Source organism: Raineya orbicola (assembly GCF_002843425.1).
Taxonomy (GTDB): Bacteria; Bacteroidota; Bacteroidia; order Cytophagales; family Thermonemataceae; genus Raineya; species Raineya orbicola.
Genome location: NZ_NKXO01000003.1, coordinates 69,311 through 84,677 on the forward strand (window position 1 = coordinate 69,311; position 15,367 = coordinate 84,677).

Consider the following 15,367-nt stretch of genomic DNA (forward strand, 5'->3'; position numbering starts at 1 on the left):
AAATTATGCTTTCGGACATTGTTGTCATTAGTTTATTTGTCTTCATAGGTATTATTCTGATAGTGGTAGAAGTTCTCTTTATACCGGGTACTACATTTGTGGGTTTGCTTGGTTTCCTGTTGATGGCAATAGGGGTTTGGTATTCTTTCAGCGAATATGGTAGCAAAGTTGGCATACTCACTGCCTCGGGTTCTATTGTTTTTTTAGTATTTGTATTTTATTGGGGGTACAAAAAGAAAATTTGGCGAAAATTTGCTCTCAATACTGAAAATGACGCCAAAATAGTCCCAACAGTTGTGTCTTACTTACAAGTAGGACAAGAAGGCTTTACAATCTCGGCTTTACGTCCTTCGGGTATTGCCGAATTTGAGGGAAAACGCACCGAAGTTCAAACTTTTGGAGAGCTAATAGATGCAGGAAAAAAAGTCAAAATTATTGAAATCAGAGGTAATGAAGTATTTGTGAGTGTAGCATAAAAAAGGACAGAGAAAAATTCTGTCCTTTTTTAATTTTTCAGTAATCTCTTTTGCTTGAAAAATTGTGTAATTTTTTAACTATTCGTCCATTTTCAACAAATTGCACAGCTCTGCAATTTTTCTTAGGTGCAATAATTACGAGGGGGGTAGCATTCTTCCAACCTAAACCTTCATCAGTTTTTTGAGCTTCATATTCAAAAATAAATTCTCCTTCATCTAATTCCAAACGTTTAGCTTCCAAACGCCAAGCGTCTTTGCCTGTTTTTACGGTAGCAATGGCATTATATTTTTGCCAATCAATATTGGTAATTTCTTTGACATAATGTCCTGGGTAAGGTCTAAATAACGCATTCCACTCTTTTTCGTCGTGGATAATATAAAAAAGTTGGCACATATCTTGGTCATCACCTACAAAAGCATAACCTTTTACAGGTTGATACTGAATTTCGCCACTTTGGGCATTGGAAAACAAAAAAAGAGAAATCAAGGCTATTGTATAAACAGATTTCATTTTATTTGTAGATTTACCTTGCAAAGGTAATACTTACCAAGATATTTTACAAATTTTTCCAAAAAAATTTTATTTATTTTTTCAAAAATACTTTCAAAAAAATTTGTTAAAAAAGATAAATAGTCTTAAAATTTACTAAAATTATGTTTTATACAAAAAAATCAGATAAATAAGAGAATTAAAAGCAAGTAAAATTTTTCGTGTAATAAAAATTAAATTTTTTAATGATATTTATCAAGCTCTTTTTGAAAGGTTCAGTTTGGTGAGAAAAAGAATAAAACCGATAAGTACAACAAAATAAACTAAATTGCGTGAGTCTATTAACCCTTTACTCATTGCTGTATAATGAAAATCTATGCCTATTTGCTTGATAAAATACGCAAAATCAGCAGTTTCATCAATACGGCTGATGCCTTCAAAACCAAAATAAAGCACAAAACACAGAAAAACTGCCAAAATAAAAGCTACGATTTGGTCTTTCGTAAAAGAAGAAGCAAGTATGCCAATGGCGGTAAAAGTAGCTCCCAAAAGTACCAAAGCCAAATAAGAACCTATGATGCTTGCCAAATCCATTGTGTTTTTCAATACCACTTCACCTGTTTGTTTATCTTTGATTTCCACCGTAGAAAGATCATACACCGAATAAACATACAGCAAAGTAGGAAGCAATGCAAAAAGAAGTAATAATACAGCAGCCGTATATTTTCCCAAAAGTATGTTCCACTCCCCTATTGGACGTGTATAGAGCAGTTCAATGGTTCCAGATTTTTTCTCTTCTGCAAAACTACGCATCGTAATAGCAGGCACCAAAAACATAAAAATAAAAGGCGAAACCCAAAAGAACTTACTCAAATCGGCATAGCCATAATTTAGCACCGTAAGTCCGCCTATATCCAACACCCAGACCATAAGCCCCATAGCCACCAAAAAAGCTCCCAAAACCATATAAGCAATAAGAGAGCTAAAAAACAAACGAATTTCTTTTTGTAAAATAATCCACATAAAAAGATTCTTGCTATTGTTAGAATGAATTGAGTTGATTTTTTACAGGTTTAGCATAAATAAAAAAGATTTATGCATCACATAAATCTTTTCTATGAAAATTTATATTAGGTTAGACATTGGGAAAATTTGGGGAGAAAGATGGGACTCGAACCCACGACCCTCGGTGCCACAAACCGATGCTCTAACCGACTGAGCTACATTCTCCGTTTTTGAGTGTGCAAAGATAGCTAAAAAAAGCAAGTCTGTCAAGAGTTTTTTAAGGATTTTTTTCAAGCCAAATGCTATCTTGCTCAAATCCTTGCTCTTTAAGTTGTACCTTTACGCGTTCACTTGCAAAGGTATGCACAGCCTTGCCTACGTATTTCGCTTCAATAGGCAAATCGCGAGCATATTTTCTATCAATGAGAACCAGTAAATCTACTATGCTGGGTCTGCCGAAGGCAAGCAAGGCATCAAGAGCGGCTCTGATAGTTCTGCCCGTATAAAGCACATCGTCAATTAAAATCACTTTTTTGCCTTCAATCAAAAAATCAATTTTAGTGGTATTTGCCGAGAGTGGCTTTTCACGCTTGCGAAAATCATCTCTGAAAAAAGTAATATCCAAATAACCCAGTGGTATCTGCTTTTGTAAGGTTTTTTCCAAAGCAGAAGCTATGCGTTGAGCTACAAAAATACCTTTGGGCTGAACGCCTATCAGAACGCTCTCCTGAAAATCATTGTGATTTTCAATCAGTTCTTGGCAAAGGCGTTGCAAAATGACCTCCAAAAGATTTTGAGGTATAATAACTTTGGCTTGCATATCAGAGCAAAAATCTATTCAGACGACCTCTTTTTACTTTGTAAAGTGTAGGACAATGCGAATTTTGAAATACATAGCTGATGCCCAAATTCAGAGCGAAATAAGTATCTTTATTATTAGAATTTCCCGAAAAAAGATTAGGACTTCGCCCCGAACGAACATACACATCATCTAAATAATCCGTAAAGGTTTTCCTTGCCCCAAATTCCATTGAAATATTCCAATTTTCATTAACCATAAATTTTGCCCCTACACCAAAAGGAATAGCCACCTGCAAAGGAGTATAAGGCGGAAGCGTGCCATCGGCAATATTCTGGACGCTCATATTAAAAGCCGCTACTCCCACAAAAATATAAGGAGTCCAAGGGCTACTATCAGTGAAATGTCCAAAATCATAAAAATTATATTGCCCCAAAAAAGCTATTTCAAAAATACGAGTTTTGAAAGAAAAATCTCTTTGCCGAGCAAGAGCATCGTTAGGGTTATCCCTATCACTTGCTTGAATATTGCCATTTGATACAGAAAGTTGTGTAGAGATAGCTCCATTCCAGTTTTGACGAAACATCACCCCTGCCATTCCACCGGGCGAACGCCAACTAAATTTAGAAACCTCTCCTCTATAAAACATTCCTCCTGCAAAAGCCCCAATTTCAAATTTTTGAGCATTGAGTAGGTAATTTTGCAAAATTACGCAAGCTACAAACAAAGCTATTTTTTTTCGCATTTTTCTATTCTTTAAGTCCTCAAATCTTTGCAAATAAATCTAAAATCTTGCCAAAAAATAAATCCCTCACAATATTTTTGGAGGGAATAAAGATTTTTCGTGTCTGATTAGTCTATTACCTTCTTACTCTACGGAATTTGGGGCATCTTACACCTCTTTGTTCCATAAAGTATTGTACACGGAAAGTAGTAACGATGTAAATATCTCTGTCGCGAGGGTCTCCTCTTTGGTCGCCTGCTCTACCGAAACCATTTACGGTAGGTCTGCCAATTTCATCAACCCCATAACCATTAGTACCTTGCACCACAGGGTCAAAATCTCTATCGCGTCCTGTTATAGGGTCACGGGGTTCTACGGTTCTGTTCGCCATTACAGCAGATAGCGGATTGAAAGCGGCTAAATCTGCGGCACTGGCGTAATTTCCACTCACGTCATCAAGATAATCTGTAAAAGTAAAGCGATAACCAATTTCAAAAGCAATATCCCAATTATCACTCAATTTGTATTTGATACCACCGCCAAAAGGAATTGCCACGCTAAATAAAGAATAAGGTTTGCGGGCGTACTCAATAATAGAGCCGTCGGGGCGAGTAGCAGTAGACTGCAAACCTTGTCCTTCGGTGCGTAAAGGCTGTAAATCTACCCATCTGCCATCAGGTGTCATTCCTTTGGGATTGTGATAAAAACCTGCTATACCCGCAAAAGCATACGGACGCCACGTAGGTCTACGGAAAATGCCCCCGATAGTAGGTTTGAAGTCCCATTCCCCTGTGATACCTACTTCAAAAACATCATTTCTGAAATTTAGGTTGCGAATATAACGATAGCGGTGTCTTACATTACGAGGATCTGCTGTCTGAAAATCTGAGGAAAGCAAACGTATCCAAGCTATATCAAATTCTACGGCAAATTGTTCAGTGAACTGATAAGCTACATCTATACTTGGGCTCAGACGTGTATAACGCAAATCTGTACTTATATCATTCGCTTTGGGTACAATATCACCAAAATAGTTTCCTACCCCCAGTCCCGCTCCAATAGACCAAGAATTCATTTTCATTTGAGCAAAAGCCCCACTTATCAAGCAAAAAGAAAATACAGATAAAAACAGCTTTTTCATACGTGGCTATTTTTTGATGTTTTAATGCACAAATATAAGAGAAGCCCGCAAACTTGCAAAAAAAAAATGCAAATATTTTTTGCTTTTTTTTGTTTTCAAGAAAGTTCTGTAAAAAACTTTTGCGTTTTTGTAAAAAATTATCAATTTTGGTACAATAATTATTGTATTTTTGCTGAAAACAACCTTAAATGTATGAAAAAGTTTTACTTTATTCTCATTGCTATCTCTGCCTTTTTGTATGCTTGCTCAGGGGCGAAAAGCTACTACAAAAAAGGGCTAAAGTTGGAGCAAGCTAATATGTATGATGAAGCCTCACAAATGTACTTGCAATCTTTGGCACGTAATCCCAACTATATTGATTCTAAAATAGCTCTCAAAAAAACAGGACAAATTGTTTTTGATAATCGTTTAGGGGACGTTTTTAAGGCTCATAATGCTGAAAACCACAAGGCGGCTGTATATTCTTATCTCAAAGCTCAAGAGTTTGCCGAACAAGTTCGTGTGTATAATATTGAACTTTCTACTCCTCCTCAATACGAACAATATTTTGAAAAATCCAAAGCTAAATATTTAGATGCCCTCTACAAGCAAGCTACTGACTTACTTGCCGTAGAAAATTTTGAAGCCGCTGACCCCATTTTAGCCGAAATCAAAAAGTTAGACCCTAATTACAAAGATGTAAAATCGCTTAAACGTACTTCTGCCAACGAACCACTTTACAGAAATGGTCTTGCCGAAATGCAAGCCAAAAACTATAAGCAAGCCTACTATTACTTTGACCAAATCTATCAGAATGATAAATCTTACAAAGATGCTACCGCTTTGCGTGAAAAAGCTCGCAAAGAAGCCGCTATTACGGTTTCGGTACTACCATTTCAGAACTATACGCGTTACAATGGTGTAGAAAGGACTATTCAAGGAAATGTAGTAGCTTCTATTTTAGCTCTCAAAAGCCCTTTTATTGATTTGGTAGATAGAGAAAACCTACAAACCATTCTTGATGAGCAAAAATTCGGTCTTTCGGGCAATGTAGATGAAGCTACCGCCGCCAAAGTAGGTAATTTGTTGGGAGTAAAAGCCGTTTTGATTGGTAAAGTAACCAACTTTACAGAGAACACAGGCAGGTTGCGTAGTGAAGAAAAAATTGCCTATGAAAGCTACCAAGCCAAAGAATGGAATTCTACAACGAACCAATATCAAAATGTTACCAAATACCGCCGTACTTCTTACAGAGAATATTACAACGATAAAGACATTAACATTACTTTTGAGTACCAACTTATCTCTTCTGAAACAGGACGTATTTTAGCTTCCAACGTAGTGAATAAAACACTTAAAGATGAAGTTCGTTATGGTACTTATCAAGGTGATACCCGCAATCTTTTTCCCGGTGATGCTAATGGTGTTTTTTGGGGGAATAGCGAAAAAAATCGTTTTGATAGGCTCTTTCAGGCTCGTCGTGAACTAAAACCTACTAGCGAACTTACACAAAACCTTTACAGGTTCATTGCCGATGAGGTTTCGGCTGATGTGTATAGAGCTATCGGAAAATAAACTATCAAACAATAATTTTAGCAAATATAACTATGTCCTCCGCTCATAAACATCTTATTTTAATGCTTTTTTTAAGCCTTTGGGCTTGTACGGCTCAATCGCAAAAGCGTAAAAACAAACAAAATACTAAAATTGAAACCAAACCTAAGCCTGAATGGGTAATTGCCAAGCCTATTTCTTCGCAATACTACATAGGGATAGGTTATAGCTCTACTCGCTTGCCTAATTATCAGCAGTCAGCGAAAAATAATGCTTTCGAAGATTTGCTTTCGGAAATTAAAGTAAATATTTCCAGCACCTCGGTACTTTATCAGATGGATAAGAAAAATAGCTTTCGTGATGAGTATGAGTCGGTTATCAAAAGCACGGTTCGCAATGAAATTGAGGACTACGAGCTTGTAGATACTTACGAAAATCCGCAAGAAGCAGGCTATTGGGTATATTACCGACTTTCCAAAAGTAAATATGCCGAACAAAAACGCCGAAAACAACAAAATGCCCTATCAGTAGCTACTGATTTCTTCCAAAAAGCAGAAGAAAGCGAAAAAACAGGACAAACCGCCACCGCCATTGACTTTTACGCCAAAACTATTCTGGCTCTCAAAGATTATTGGGGCGAAAATCTCCAAGCCGATTTACAGGGACGTTCTCTAATGCTTTCAAATGAGAGCTACACGCGTATTCAGCAAATTTTAGACAATATTCTTATAGAAACACCATCAGCAACTATTCAGCTCAAAAAGCAAACTACACAAACCCCTTCGGTAAGTTTCAAAATCACTTACAAAAACACCCCTCAACGCAGTATGCCTGTACTGGCTCAATACGCCAAACAGAAACAAAGCTATAATAGTACAGAAAAAGGTGAAATCAGCGTGCTTTTAGAAAAATTAGAAGGTTTGCGAAATAGCTTTCGTTTAGATGTTTCTTTGGAACTTGCCAAAATCATTAGTGGCAACAGCGAGGATAAATTCTATAAATTTCTGCTTGAAAGTTTTCGCTCTCCTTCGCAAAGTGTAACTATCCATTTAGCAAAACCTACGCTCTTTATCAGAAGCGAAGAGAAAAATTTAGGCAATTTACAAAAAACCGCTCTACTTGCCAATCAGCTCAAAAATGCACTCACCAAACGTGGTTACGTGTTTGTGAGCAGTGCCGAAAAAGCTGAGGTCATTTTAGAACTTGAAGCCGATACCCGACAAGGTACTGAGAATGGCGGAATTTATTTTTCTTTTCTTTCAATGAATTTAAGAGCCTTTGATAACCTCACAAAAGAAGAAATTTACAATCAGACTTTGCCCGAAATCAAAGGCGGACATACATCTTTTGATAGAGCAGGCATTGATGCTTATCAAAAAGCCTCTAAAAGTATTGATAGTGAAATAGCAAGCAAATTAGCAGAAGTTTTGTGAGAAAGAGTTTTCATTTTACAAATCCTTTTTCTTTCAAGTATTCAGCAAACTCGTTATCGCTCAAAACTTTGTCATATTTGCTATTTACTTTTTTAATTTTGTTGTCGTCAATAACATTTTGTAAGAAATCGGCAAAGTCTTTGTTTTCGCTTGCTAATCTATCCATTGCATCAATATCTAATTGTTTTCTATAAGTAGCGGGTACAATAATCTGACTTTCTTCAATATTTTCAGCTTCAAGTTTTATCAATCCAATCCCAAAAGAATTAGCTAATCGTCTTACTTCCTCTATCACTTCTTCATCTATTTTTAGTGTTACTAAATATCCTTCATTTGCCCAACTGGAATTAGATACCGCCTGAAAGTAATACTCTCGCAAATTTGAAATATCTATCTTTATTTTAACCTCAAAGGAAAAAAGTTTCATTGAAGTAATAGAGAAGTCGTTTTGAAAATCAATGATTACTTTTTCATATTCTCTGATTTGGTCGTTAAATGAAAAATAAACGCCTACTAAATCAGGGTGTATCCATTTGTTGTAGCCCTTTTTAGCTTTAACAGAGACTTCGTGAAATATTGTTTTGAGCTTTGCCCCTCTGAAATGATAGTAGCTATCAGCAAATTTTACTAGCAAAGGATGTAAATCTCTTTCAGTATATTTTTCAGGTTTTGACGTGATAGACGCATTTTCAGCAGACACATTTGGCGTAATGTTTTTTAGGCTAAACTTGGTTGGTCTTTTCCCAACAGGCTCAAACTTACTTTGCGGATTATCACGGACATCTACATAAAGTCTTGCTCCAAGTGATGCCCAAGGAGTTTTACCTTTGGAAGAAATTTTTTGGTCAAGTCCAAGCTCTACAGCTTTTTCCCAAATCTCATTTGGGGTTAGTGGCTGTTGCACTTTTTTTATTACGTATTCTGCCAACTCCAAAAAATTCATATCAGCCAATTTTTTCAAACCCCGTATAAGGTCGTAAAACTTTGGGAATTCGTATGCCTTCGGTAGTTTGATTGTTTTCCAGCATTGCCGCTACAATTCTTGGCAAAGCCAAAGCACTGCCATTGAGTGTGTGCAAGAGTTGAACTTTTTTATTTTCATCTCTGAAACGCAGTTTCAATCTATTTGCCTGATAGCTTTCAAAATTACTAACTGAACTTACTTCAAGCCACTTTTTCTGTGCCGCTGAATATACTTCCATATCATACGTAAGAGCCGAAGTGAAACTCATATCACCGCCACAAAGTTTCACTACTCGGTAAGGCAATTCTAATTTTTCTAAAAGTCCTTGCACATACAAACGCATTTCCTCTAATGCCTCATAAGATTTTTCAGGGTGTTGAATTTGTACAATTTCCACTTTATCAAACTGATGCAGACGATTCAGCCCTCTTACATCTGCCCCCCAACTGCCCGCCTCACGCCGAAAACAAGGTGTGTAACCTACATTTCTGATAGGCAAATCTTTTAGTTCTAAAATCACATCTCGGTAAATATTCGTGATAGGCACTTCGGCAGTAGGAATAAGATACAATTCATCAGCCCCCACATAATACATTTGTCCGTCTTTATCGGGCAATTGTCCTGTTCCAAACCCCGAGTCTTTATTCACTAAAATAGGCGGTTGAACCTCATAATAGCCTGCTTTTTCGGCTTCATCAAGGAAAAAGTTTATCAAGGCACGTTGTAGCTTTGCTCCTTTGCCTTTGTAAAAGGGAAATCCTGCCCCTGTAACTTTATTACCAAGTTCAAAATCAATGATATTGTATTTTACTATGAGTTCCCAATGAGGTAAGGCATTTTCGGGTAAATTGGGTATTTCGCCGTGCTGATGTACTACTACATTTTCTTCGGCTGTTTTTCCTTCGGGAACTTGCTCGCTGGGAATGTTGGGAATAGTTACTAAAATCTGCCGTAATTGTTCCTCTAATTCATTTACCTTATCCACTAATTTTTTAGCTTCTTCGGAAAGGTTTTTGGCTTGTATTTTGGTTTGTTCGGCTTCTGCTGTTTTGCCTTCTTTCATCAAAACACCAATCTGTTTGGAAAGCCGATTAGATTCTGCGAGTGTATCATCTTGTTCCTTTTGGGCTTGCCTTCTTTGAGTGTCTATTTCCAGTACTTGTGTTATGATATTTTCTGCATTCGCAAAGTGCTTTTTACGCAAACCCGCAATAACTTTTTCAGTATTTTCACGAATAACACTAATCTGCAACATAGCTTAAAATTTTAGGTGCAAAGCTAAAAAAAATCTTGAAAAACAACGTTTTTTCTGTAAAATCTTTATTTTTGTAACATTCAAAACTTTTGAAGTTTTAATTTCTTGAAACCTAAAATATCTGTATGAGTTTTCGGACACAATTCACGATTTTGCTTATCATTTTATTTGTTTTAGTAGGGGGCGATGTGATTTATGTTGCTCTTTACAATGAAATCAATTTGTTTTTTGAAATTTCTTTGCTCTTGGTTACACTTATTGTAATCGGTGTTTTGGCTTATGTAGTAGAACAAAAGGTTTTTAACACCTTTAATGATATGCGTTTAATTTCTGAACAGCTTTTAGCAGGAGAAGTCTTGCAAGAAGAGGAAGTAGAAAAGGCTATTCCTGAACAAAAACCAGCTTTACTCACTTTACAAAGGCTTTCCTTGGAAATTCAAGAGGCTTTGCAATTTATTAGAAAAATTGGTGAAAGAGATTTTTCTATGCAATTGGAATACCTAAACCCACAAGAAGGTTTAGGAAAATCACTCATTGAAATGCGTCAGCAGTTGCAACAAATATCGGAGGAGGAAGTTAATAGAAATTGGACGGTAACAGGAATTACAAAATTTTCAGATTTATTGCGAGATAATCAAAATGCTGAATTAAGCGAAATTGGTTATCTTTTTATCCGAGATTTAGTCAATCACGTAGGAGCTAATCAGGGGGCAGTGTATATCATCAATCGTGAAGCGAATCCTCGTCCTGTAGTAGAATGTGTCGCCGCTTATGCGTACTCGCGTAGAAAGTTCTTACAAAAAACCTTTGAAATGCAAGAAGGACTTGTGGGCAGATGTATTATGGATAATGAAGTCATTTACATTGACGATATACCTGAAAACTATATTCAAATTACTTCGGGTTTGGGAGAAGCTCTGCCACGCTCCATTATTCTTGCACCCATACGTGTAAATGAAGTAATTTATGGCGTAGTAGAGCTTGCTTCAATGAAAAAATTTGCCAAACACGAAATAGATTTTGTCAGAGAGGTAAGCGAAGACTTGGGTAGTACCGTAGCCAATGCCCAAATCAACAAACAAACTCGCGACCTACTTGCCAGTACTAAACAAATCCGTCAGGAACTTGAAAAAAAGGAAAAAATGCTACAAGAACTTCAAAACAGGTTGAAAACTTTGGAAACTGACCTTCGTACCAAAAATGCAGAAATTAACTCGCTGAAAAAATCTTTGAATGCATAATTTTTTTATATGTCTTACATCAAAAACAACTTTGCCAACTCTTCACAGATTGAATCCGAAGGAGAAATCAATCAGGAAGGAAAAAAAGTAGGTAAATGGATTCACTACTTTTACAATGGTAATATCAACTGCACAGGATATTACGAAAATGACCTCGCCCAAGGCGAATGGACTTTTTATAGCGAAAATGGTATCATTCAATCCAAAGGAAGTTATGAAAAAGGGCAATGGCACGGACCTTGGGAGTGGTATAACGACGAGGGGATTTTACGAGAAAAAGGTTCTTACAAAAACGGACAACTACACGGGCATCATATATGGTTTTTCCAAAATGGGAAAGTCAATATTGAAGGATATTATGACGAAGGACACTATTCGGGCGAATGGAAATGGTATAATGAAGAAGGTATTTTAGTACAAAGAAGCCATTATGAGCAAGGAAAATTGCACGGCATAAGCGAAATTTTTAATGATGATGGCTCTACAAGAGAGGTTAATCATTACCATAATGGAGTAAAACACGGCGAACAAATCATTTTTCAAGGTGGAAAAAAGAAAGTAACCCACTACGAAATGGGCTTCCCTGCACTCAAAGAAACCGCTATACAAAAACTTGCTGAAAAAATTAGGTCTAAAAAAGACCATTACCAAAAACAAGATGTAATTATCAAAAAATTTGGTTACGATGGTCTCGTTCCTGTATTTTGGTATTTGGTAGATAACAATCACATAGAGCTTGATGCTGATATTGTTCGTGATATTGCCTCGGAAGGGGCAGAAGTATTTTTTACTGCCCCAAGAGTTCTTAAAATTTTACAGAAAATAGACCTAAATCCTTCTTATCGCACAGCAGGTCTTACCAAGTATTGGAGTACATATTTGGATAGAATGGTTTTTTATGCCTACTTGGATAATCCTCGCTTATTTGATGAGCAATTTGAAACTTTTACCAAACAAGCAAAAAAAGGCTATTGTTTGGTAATGGCTCGTGCAGGAAAGCCTTTCCCCGAAACATACAAGAAAGAAATTTTGCAAGATATTGCCGAGCAAGTAGCTTTATTCGGCTACGTTGGCAAAGCCATAAACGATAAAAATGGTATTCAAGAAACTTTATATTCTATTACAGAAAATCAAATTTCTGAATTCAACATTATCAATAACGAGGATAAATCATTTAATTCTCAATTTTACAAATTCCTTGAAAATTTTGGCTCACAGCGAGAGTGGCAGAATGCATTGCTTTCAGCTTGTCTTAATCCCAACGCTAATATTATTATTGAAAGATGTCTTGACGCCTTCAAAATTGCAAATATTGAGCAGTTTTGTCAAATCATAAAGAGAATTTATTCGGGTTACAGCAAAATTTATGAACTATTTGCACTGCGAGATTTCAGCATTGAAGAGCTAGAAAAAGCCGCCTCTCTGCTTGATGAAGGCTGGCGTAAAGGATTTAGAGCTGAAATAGCTATCGTAATGGCTATCTTAAAATTACAAAAACAAAGCAAACCCGTGCCCACTTGGTATGATGAATGGCTTGAACTTAATGGATTTTACTGGGGCGAAACAAATGGAATTAAACTTGATGGATTAAGTTACTTACTGCAAGCCTTGCAATCTTTTGATAAAGAGCGTGTCCAAAAAATCATACTTAAAAAACTACAAGACGAATACGAATGGGTAAAGATTTTTGCTTTTATCAATTTTCTTGATACTAACACACAAGACCAAATCTTTACCCAATTGCTAAAATTAGAGGAAAAAAACCTCTACAACAACCTGCCCATTATCTTGGCACTCAAAGATGCAGATTTAAGTTACTTAGAAAAGCAACTCGCAAAAGTTCCTTCCAATACAATAGCTTGCGACATTTTAGTAGCAAGTATTGTTTTGCACTTGGCTGATTTAGTAGGTAAAAAAGGTTCTTGGAACGAAAAATACGACAAATATATTTCCATTCACGTTTGGAAACCCGACTACCAAGATGATTTTGAACATTATTTACTTCCTTATTACAAGCAAGTTACTTCTTACATTGATACCGAAAGGCTTGAAAAAATCTTACTACCGCAAATCAACCCACAAGAAAGCACTTTTGCTCGTGTTTTTGGTTTGTTCAATGAAGCTACTTCTATTCAATTACTTCAAAAAGCCGCAGAAGCATTGGCAAGTGCTTCCAATTTAGTAATCTCAAAAGCACAAAAATATGTATATTACTTTGTGGTTGATTATAGAGAGAGCATATCTCCTGTTTTTGTAGAAATAGCTTTACAAAAAAACGTAAATAATGAAGTAAAAAAATGGTTTCAAGATGGATTTGGAGATGCCAAATACGGGCAAATCTTGCAAAAGCTGGGTATGAAACCCACTTCTCAATCTCTCTCTCGTGCCGAAATAACAGCACAACTCATAGAGGAATATTTTAAGCTAAAACCGAATGAGCCCTCCACAACTATTTACTATTTAGAGCCTTTACACAATCAAAAGCCCGAAGTCAATTATCTCAATTATGTAGGTGGCAAAGCCCCTATCTCCGATGATTTAATTCCCAAAGTAGGCAAGAAAAAAATGGAACACATTTTCACTTTGGATATACGCACAGTACCTTTGCTTGCAGAACGTTTGCCTAAAGATACAGCGGCTCTTTCCTTTTTTGTCCTAAACCCCGATAATAACCACGCTTACCAACCTTTCAACAAGAGTACTAAAACTTTATTTCTGAAAGAAAGCGATATTCTAAAACCTGAAAGTTTAGCGGATAGTTATACTTTTTCAATCAAAGAATTAAAAGTTCCAAAGGAAATATTTAGATATGAGTGCAGCCAAGAGGCACAGGAAATCAGGAAAAAGGTTTATCAAGCATCTTGTTATGTATTAGGCGAACCAATGTGGGTACAAGGCGAAGAACACGAAGAAGGGAATTTTCTACTTCAATTTGATGAAAATTTCGCCCCTGTAAATCTGGGTGATAATGGTCTGATGTACGTTTTTGAAGATACCGCTTTCTGGCAGTGTTATTAAACTTGTGCTTTCAGTTTTTTTTGCTACTTTTGCCTGATTTTTTCTTGAATTAAATACCTTGACGCAATGGAAGTGCTTACGCAATCTGTCCCGATGTCTTTTGAAGATACTGCTACGGCTTTTGAAGCCCAATCGGATAGCCAACTCAATAAAACGTATTGGCTTTTTTGGGCAATGAATAGCAACTTTTTAGTAAAATATGGTACTGCTTTCTTGAAATTTGCTTTTAAGTATCGTTTGCCTTTCGTGAAAAATATTGTTCGCAATACTATTTTTGAACATTTTTGCGGAGGCGAAAATATTGAAGATTGCGAGAAAACGATTCAAGAACTTGCCAAATATCATATTGGAGCAATTCTGGATTATTCGGTAGAAGGCGAAAAAAACGAAAAAAGTTTTGATGCCACTTGTGAAGAAATTTTACATACCATAGAAAAAGCCGACCACAATCCGAATATTCCTTTTTCGGTATTCAAAGTTACGGGGATAGCTCGTTTTGGTCTTTTAGAAAAAATTCAGGCAGGCGAAAAACTTACCGAATCCGAACAAACCGAATGGGAACGCGTACAGAAACGCTTTGATGCCATCTGCCGAAAGGCTTACGAATTAGATGTAAATCTGCTTGTAGATGGCGAAGAAACCTGGATTCAAGATGTAATTGATAGGCTCACCTACGAGGCTATGGAAAAATACAACAAGCAAAGAGCCGTGATTTACAACACTTATCAGCTATATCGTTCTGATATGTTGGATAATCTTAAAAAAGCCTTTGCAGAGGCAGAGAGCAAAGGTTATTTTCTTGGGGCTAAATTAGTACGTGGGGCTTATATGGAAAAAGAAGCTGAGCGTGCCGAAAAATTAGGCTACAAAAATCCTATTCAACCCAGCAAAGAAAGTTGCGATAGAGATTTCAACGAAGCTACGCATTTTTGTATGGAACATTTAGATAAGATTTCTATCTGCCTGGGTACGCATAACGAATACAGCAACCTTTTGCTTACGCAACTTATGCAAGAAAAAGGGATTGCCCGTGATGACAAGCGTATTTATTTTGCACAGCTTTTCGGTATGAGCGACCAAATTTCGTATGCTCTTGCCAAAGCAGGCTACAATGTTGTAAAATACGTCCCTTACGGACCCGTAGAAGCCGTAATGCCTTATTTATTTCGCCGTGCCGCTGAAAATACTTCTATTGCAGGGCAAAGCAGTCGGGAATTTAATTTAGTGAAAAAAGAATGTGAAAGAAGGAAGCAACTGAAAAAATCAGCATAAACACAAATTTTGTATA

Annotated in this window: 13 protein-coding genes and 1 tRNA gene; 6 read left to right on the plus strand and 8 right to left on the minus strand. The window is 36.5% G+C overall.

Annotated features, from left to right (window positions below; all coding sequences use genetic code 11):
* The first annotated feature begins 5 nt into the window (after positions 1-5).
* The gene (locus Rain11_RS01345; protein WP_101357534.1) at positions 6-476 is read left to right on the plus strand and encodes an NfeD family protein; all 471 of its coding nucleotides are present in this window, start codon (positions 6-8) and stop codon (positions 474-476) included.
* A gap of 37 nt (positions 477-513) precedes the next feature.
* Here Rain11_RS01345 and Rain11_RS01350 read toward each other — a convergent pair whose 3' ends face one another.
* The 6 genes from Rain11_RS01350 to Rain11_RS01375 form a co-directional block, all read right to left on the minus strand.
* Positions 514-987 carry a hypothetical protein gene (locus tag Rain11_RS01350; RefSeq protein WP_133121461.1) on the minus strand — a complete coding sequence of 158 codons (474 nt, stop codon included), beginning with the start codon at positions 985-987 and terminating at the stop codon, positions 514-516.
* A gap of 234 nt (positions 988-1,221) precedes the next feature.
* A complete protein-coding gene (gldF, locus tag Rain11_RS01355; RefSeq protein WP_101357536.1) occupies positions 1,222-1,989 on the minus strand; it encodes a gliding motility-associated ABC transporter permease subunit GldF in 768 nt (255 codons plus the stop codon).
* A 130-nt stretch (positions 1,990-2,119) separates the two neighbouring features.
* Positions 2,120-2,196 (minus strand) — tRNA-His (locus tag Rain11_RS01360).
* A gap of 52 nt (positions 2,197-2,248) precedes the next feature.
* The gene (gene pyrR / locus Rain11_RS01365; RefSeq protein WP_101357537.1) at positions 2,249-2,791 is read right to left on the minus strand and encodes a bifunctional pyr operon transcriptional regulator/uracil phosphoribosyltransferase PyrR; all 543 of its coding nucleotides are present in this window, start codon (positions 2,789-2,791) and stop codon (positions 2,249-2,251) included.
* Position 2,792: 1 nt separating this feature from the next.
* A complete protein-coding gene (gene porG / locus Rain11_RS01370; protein ID WP_101357538.1) occupies positions 2,793-3,515 on the minus strand; it encodes a type IX secretion system protein PorG in 723 nt (240 codons plus the stop codon).
* A gap of 115 nt (positions 3,516-3,630) precedes the next feature.
* Positions 3,631-4,635, minus strand: coding sequence for an outer membrane beta-barrel protein (locus Rain11_RS01375; RefSeq protein ID WP_101357539.1), 1,005 nt, complete (start codon positions 4,633-4,635; stop codon positions 3,631-3,633).
* A gap of 192 nt (positions 4,636-4,827) precedes the next feature.
* On the opposite strand from Rain11_RS01375, the gene Rain11_RS01380 reads away from it, so the two are divergent.
* Together Rain11_RS01380 and Rain11_RS01385 are read left to right on the plus strand one after the other, a co-directional pair.
* On the plus strand, positions 4,828-6,189 hold the full coding sequence (locus Rain11_RS01380; protein WP_165778052.1) for a CsgG/HfaB family protein: 1,362 nt from the start codon (positions 4,828-4,830) through the stop codon (positions 6,187-6,189).
* 32 nt (positions 6,190-6,221) lie between these two features.
* Entirely contained in the window at positions 6,222-7,601 is a 1,380-nt protein-coding gene (locus Rain11_RS01385) for an LPP20 family lipoprotein (RefSeq protein ID WP_101357541.1), read from the plus strand.
* Between the two features lie 10 nt (positions 7,602-7,611).
* Here the strand turns inward: Rain11_RS01385 and Rain11_RS01390 are convergent, their stop codons facing one another.
* Together Rain11_RS01390 and serS are read right to left on the minus strand one after the other, a co-directional pair.
* Positions 7,612-8,544, minus strand: a complete 933-nt coding sequence (locus Rain11_RS01390) for an HTH domain-containing protein (protein ID WP_101357542.1) — start codon at positions 8,542-8,544, stop codon at positions 7,612-7,614.
* A gap of 1 nt (position 8,545) precedes the next feature.
* Positions 8,546-9,820, minus strand: coding sequence for a serine--tRNA ligase (serS, locus tag Rain11_RS01395; RefSeq protein ID WP_101357543.1), 1,275 nt, complete (start codon positions 9,818-9,820; stop codon positions 8,546-8,548).
* 125 nt (positions 9,821-9,945) lie between these two features.
* On the opposite strand from serS, the gene Rain11_RS01400 reads away from it, so the two are divergent.
* The 3 genes from Rain11_RS01400 (at position 9,946) to Rain11_RS01410 (ending at position 15,351) form a co-directional block, all read left to right on the plus strand.
* Complete coding sequence (locus Rain11_RS01400; RefSeq protein WP_101357544.1) at positions 9,946-11,061, plus strand: GAF domain-containing protein; 1,116 nt, start codon at positions 9,946-9,948, stop codon at positions 11,059-11,061.
* Positions 11,062-11,070: 9 nt separating this feature from the next.
* Positions 11,071-14,079 carry a toxin-antitoxin system YwqK family antitoxin gene (locus Rain11_RS01405; RefSeq protein ID WP_101357545.1) on the plus strand — a complete coding sequence of 1,003 codons (3,009 nt, stop codon included), beginning with the start codon at positions 11,071-11,073 and terminating at the stop codon, positions 14,077-14,079.
* Positions 14,080-14,145: 66 nt separating this feature from the next.
* On the plus strand, positions 14,146-15,351 hold the full coding sequence (locus Rain11_RS01410) for a proline dehydrogenase family protein (RefSeq protein ID WP_101357546.1): 1,206 nt from the start codon (positions 14,146-14,148) through the stop codon (positions 15,349-15,351).
* Positions 15,352-15,367: the final 16 nt, after the last annotated feature.

Bases quoted from the DNA above. Each gene is read 5' to 3' on its own strand.
- Rain11_RS01380 (WP_165778052.1), top strand. From the start codon at position 4,828: ATGAAAAAGTTTTACTTTATTCTCATTGCTATCTCTGCCTTTTTGTAT.
- serS (WP_101357543.1), bottom strand. From the start codon at position 9,820: ATGTTGCAGATTAGTGTTATTCGTGAAAATACTGAAAAAGTTATTGCG.
- porG (WP_101357538.1), bottom strand. From the start codon at position 3,515: ATGCGAAAAAAAATAGCTTTGTTTGTAGCTTGCGTAATTTTGCAAAAT.
- Rain11_RS01400 (WP_101357544.1), top strand. From the start codon at position 9,946: ATGAGTTTTCGGACACAATTCACGATTTTGCTTATCATTTTATTTGTT.
- Rain11_RS01385 (WP_101357541.1), top strand. From the start codon at position 6,222: ATGTCCTCCGCTCATAAACATCTTATTTTAATGCTTTTTTTAAGCCTT.
- gldF (WP_101357536.1), bottom strand. From the start codon at position 1,989: ATGTGGATTATTTTACAAAAAGAAATTCGTTTGTTTTTTAGCTCTCTT.
- Rain11_RS01410 (WP_101357546.1), top strand. From the start codon at position 14,146: ATGGAAGTGCTTACGCAATCTGTCCCGATGTCTTTTGAAGATACTGCT.
- Rain11_RS01345 (WP_101357534.1), top strand. From the start codon at position 6: ATGCTTTCGGACATTGTTGTCATTAGTTTATTTGTCTTCATAGGTATT.
- Rain11_RS01390 (WP_101357542.1), bottom strand. From the start codon at position 8,544: ATGAATTTTTTGGAGTTGGCAGAATACGTAATAAAAAAAGTGCAACAG.
- Rain11_RS01350 (WP_133121461.1), bottom strand. From the start codon at position 987: ATGAAATCTGTTTATACAATAGCCTTGATTTCTCTTTTTTTGTTTTCC.
- Rain11_RS01405 (WP_101357545.1), top strand. From the start codon at position 11,071: ATGTCTTACATCAAAAACAACTTTGCCAACTCTTCACAGATTGAATCC.
- pyrR (WP_101357537.1), bottom strand. From the start codon at position 2,791: ATGCAAGCCAAAGTTATTATACCTCAAAATCTTTTGGAGGTCATTTTG.
- Rain11_RS01375 (WP_101357539.1), bottom strand. From the start codon at position 4,635: ATGAAAAAGCTGTTTTTATCTGTATTTTCTTTTTGCTTGATAAGTGGG.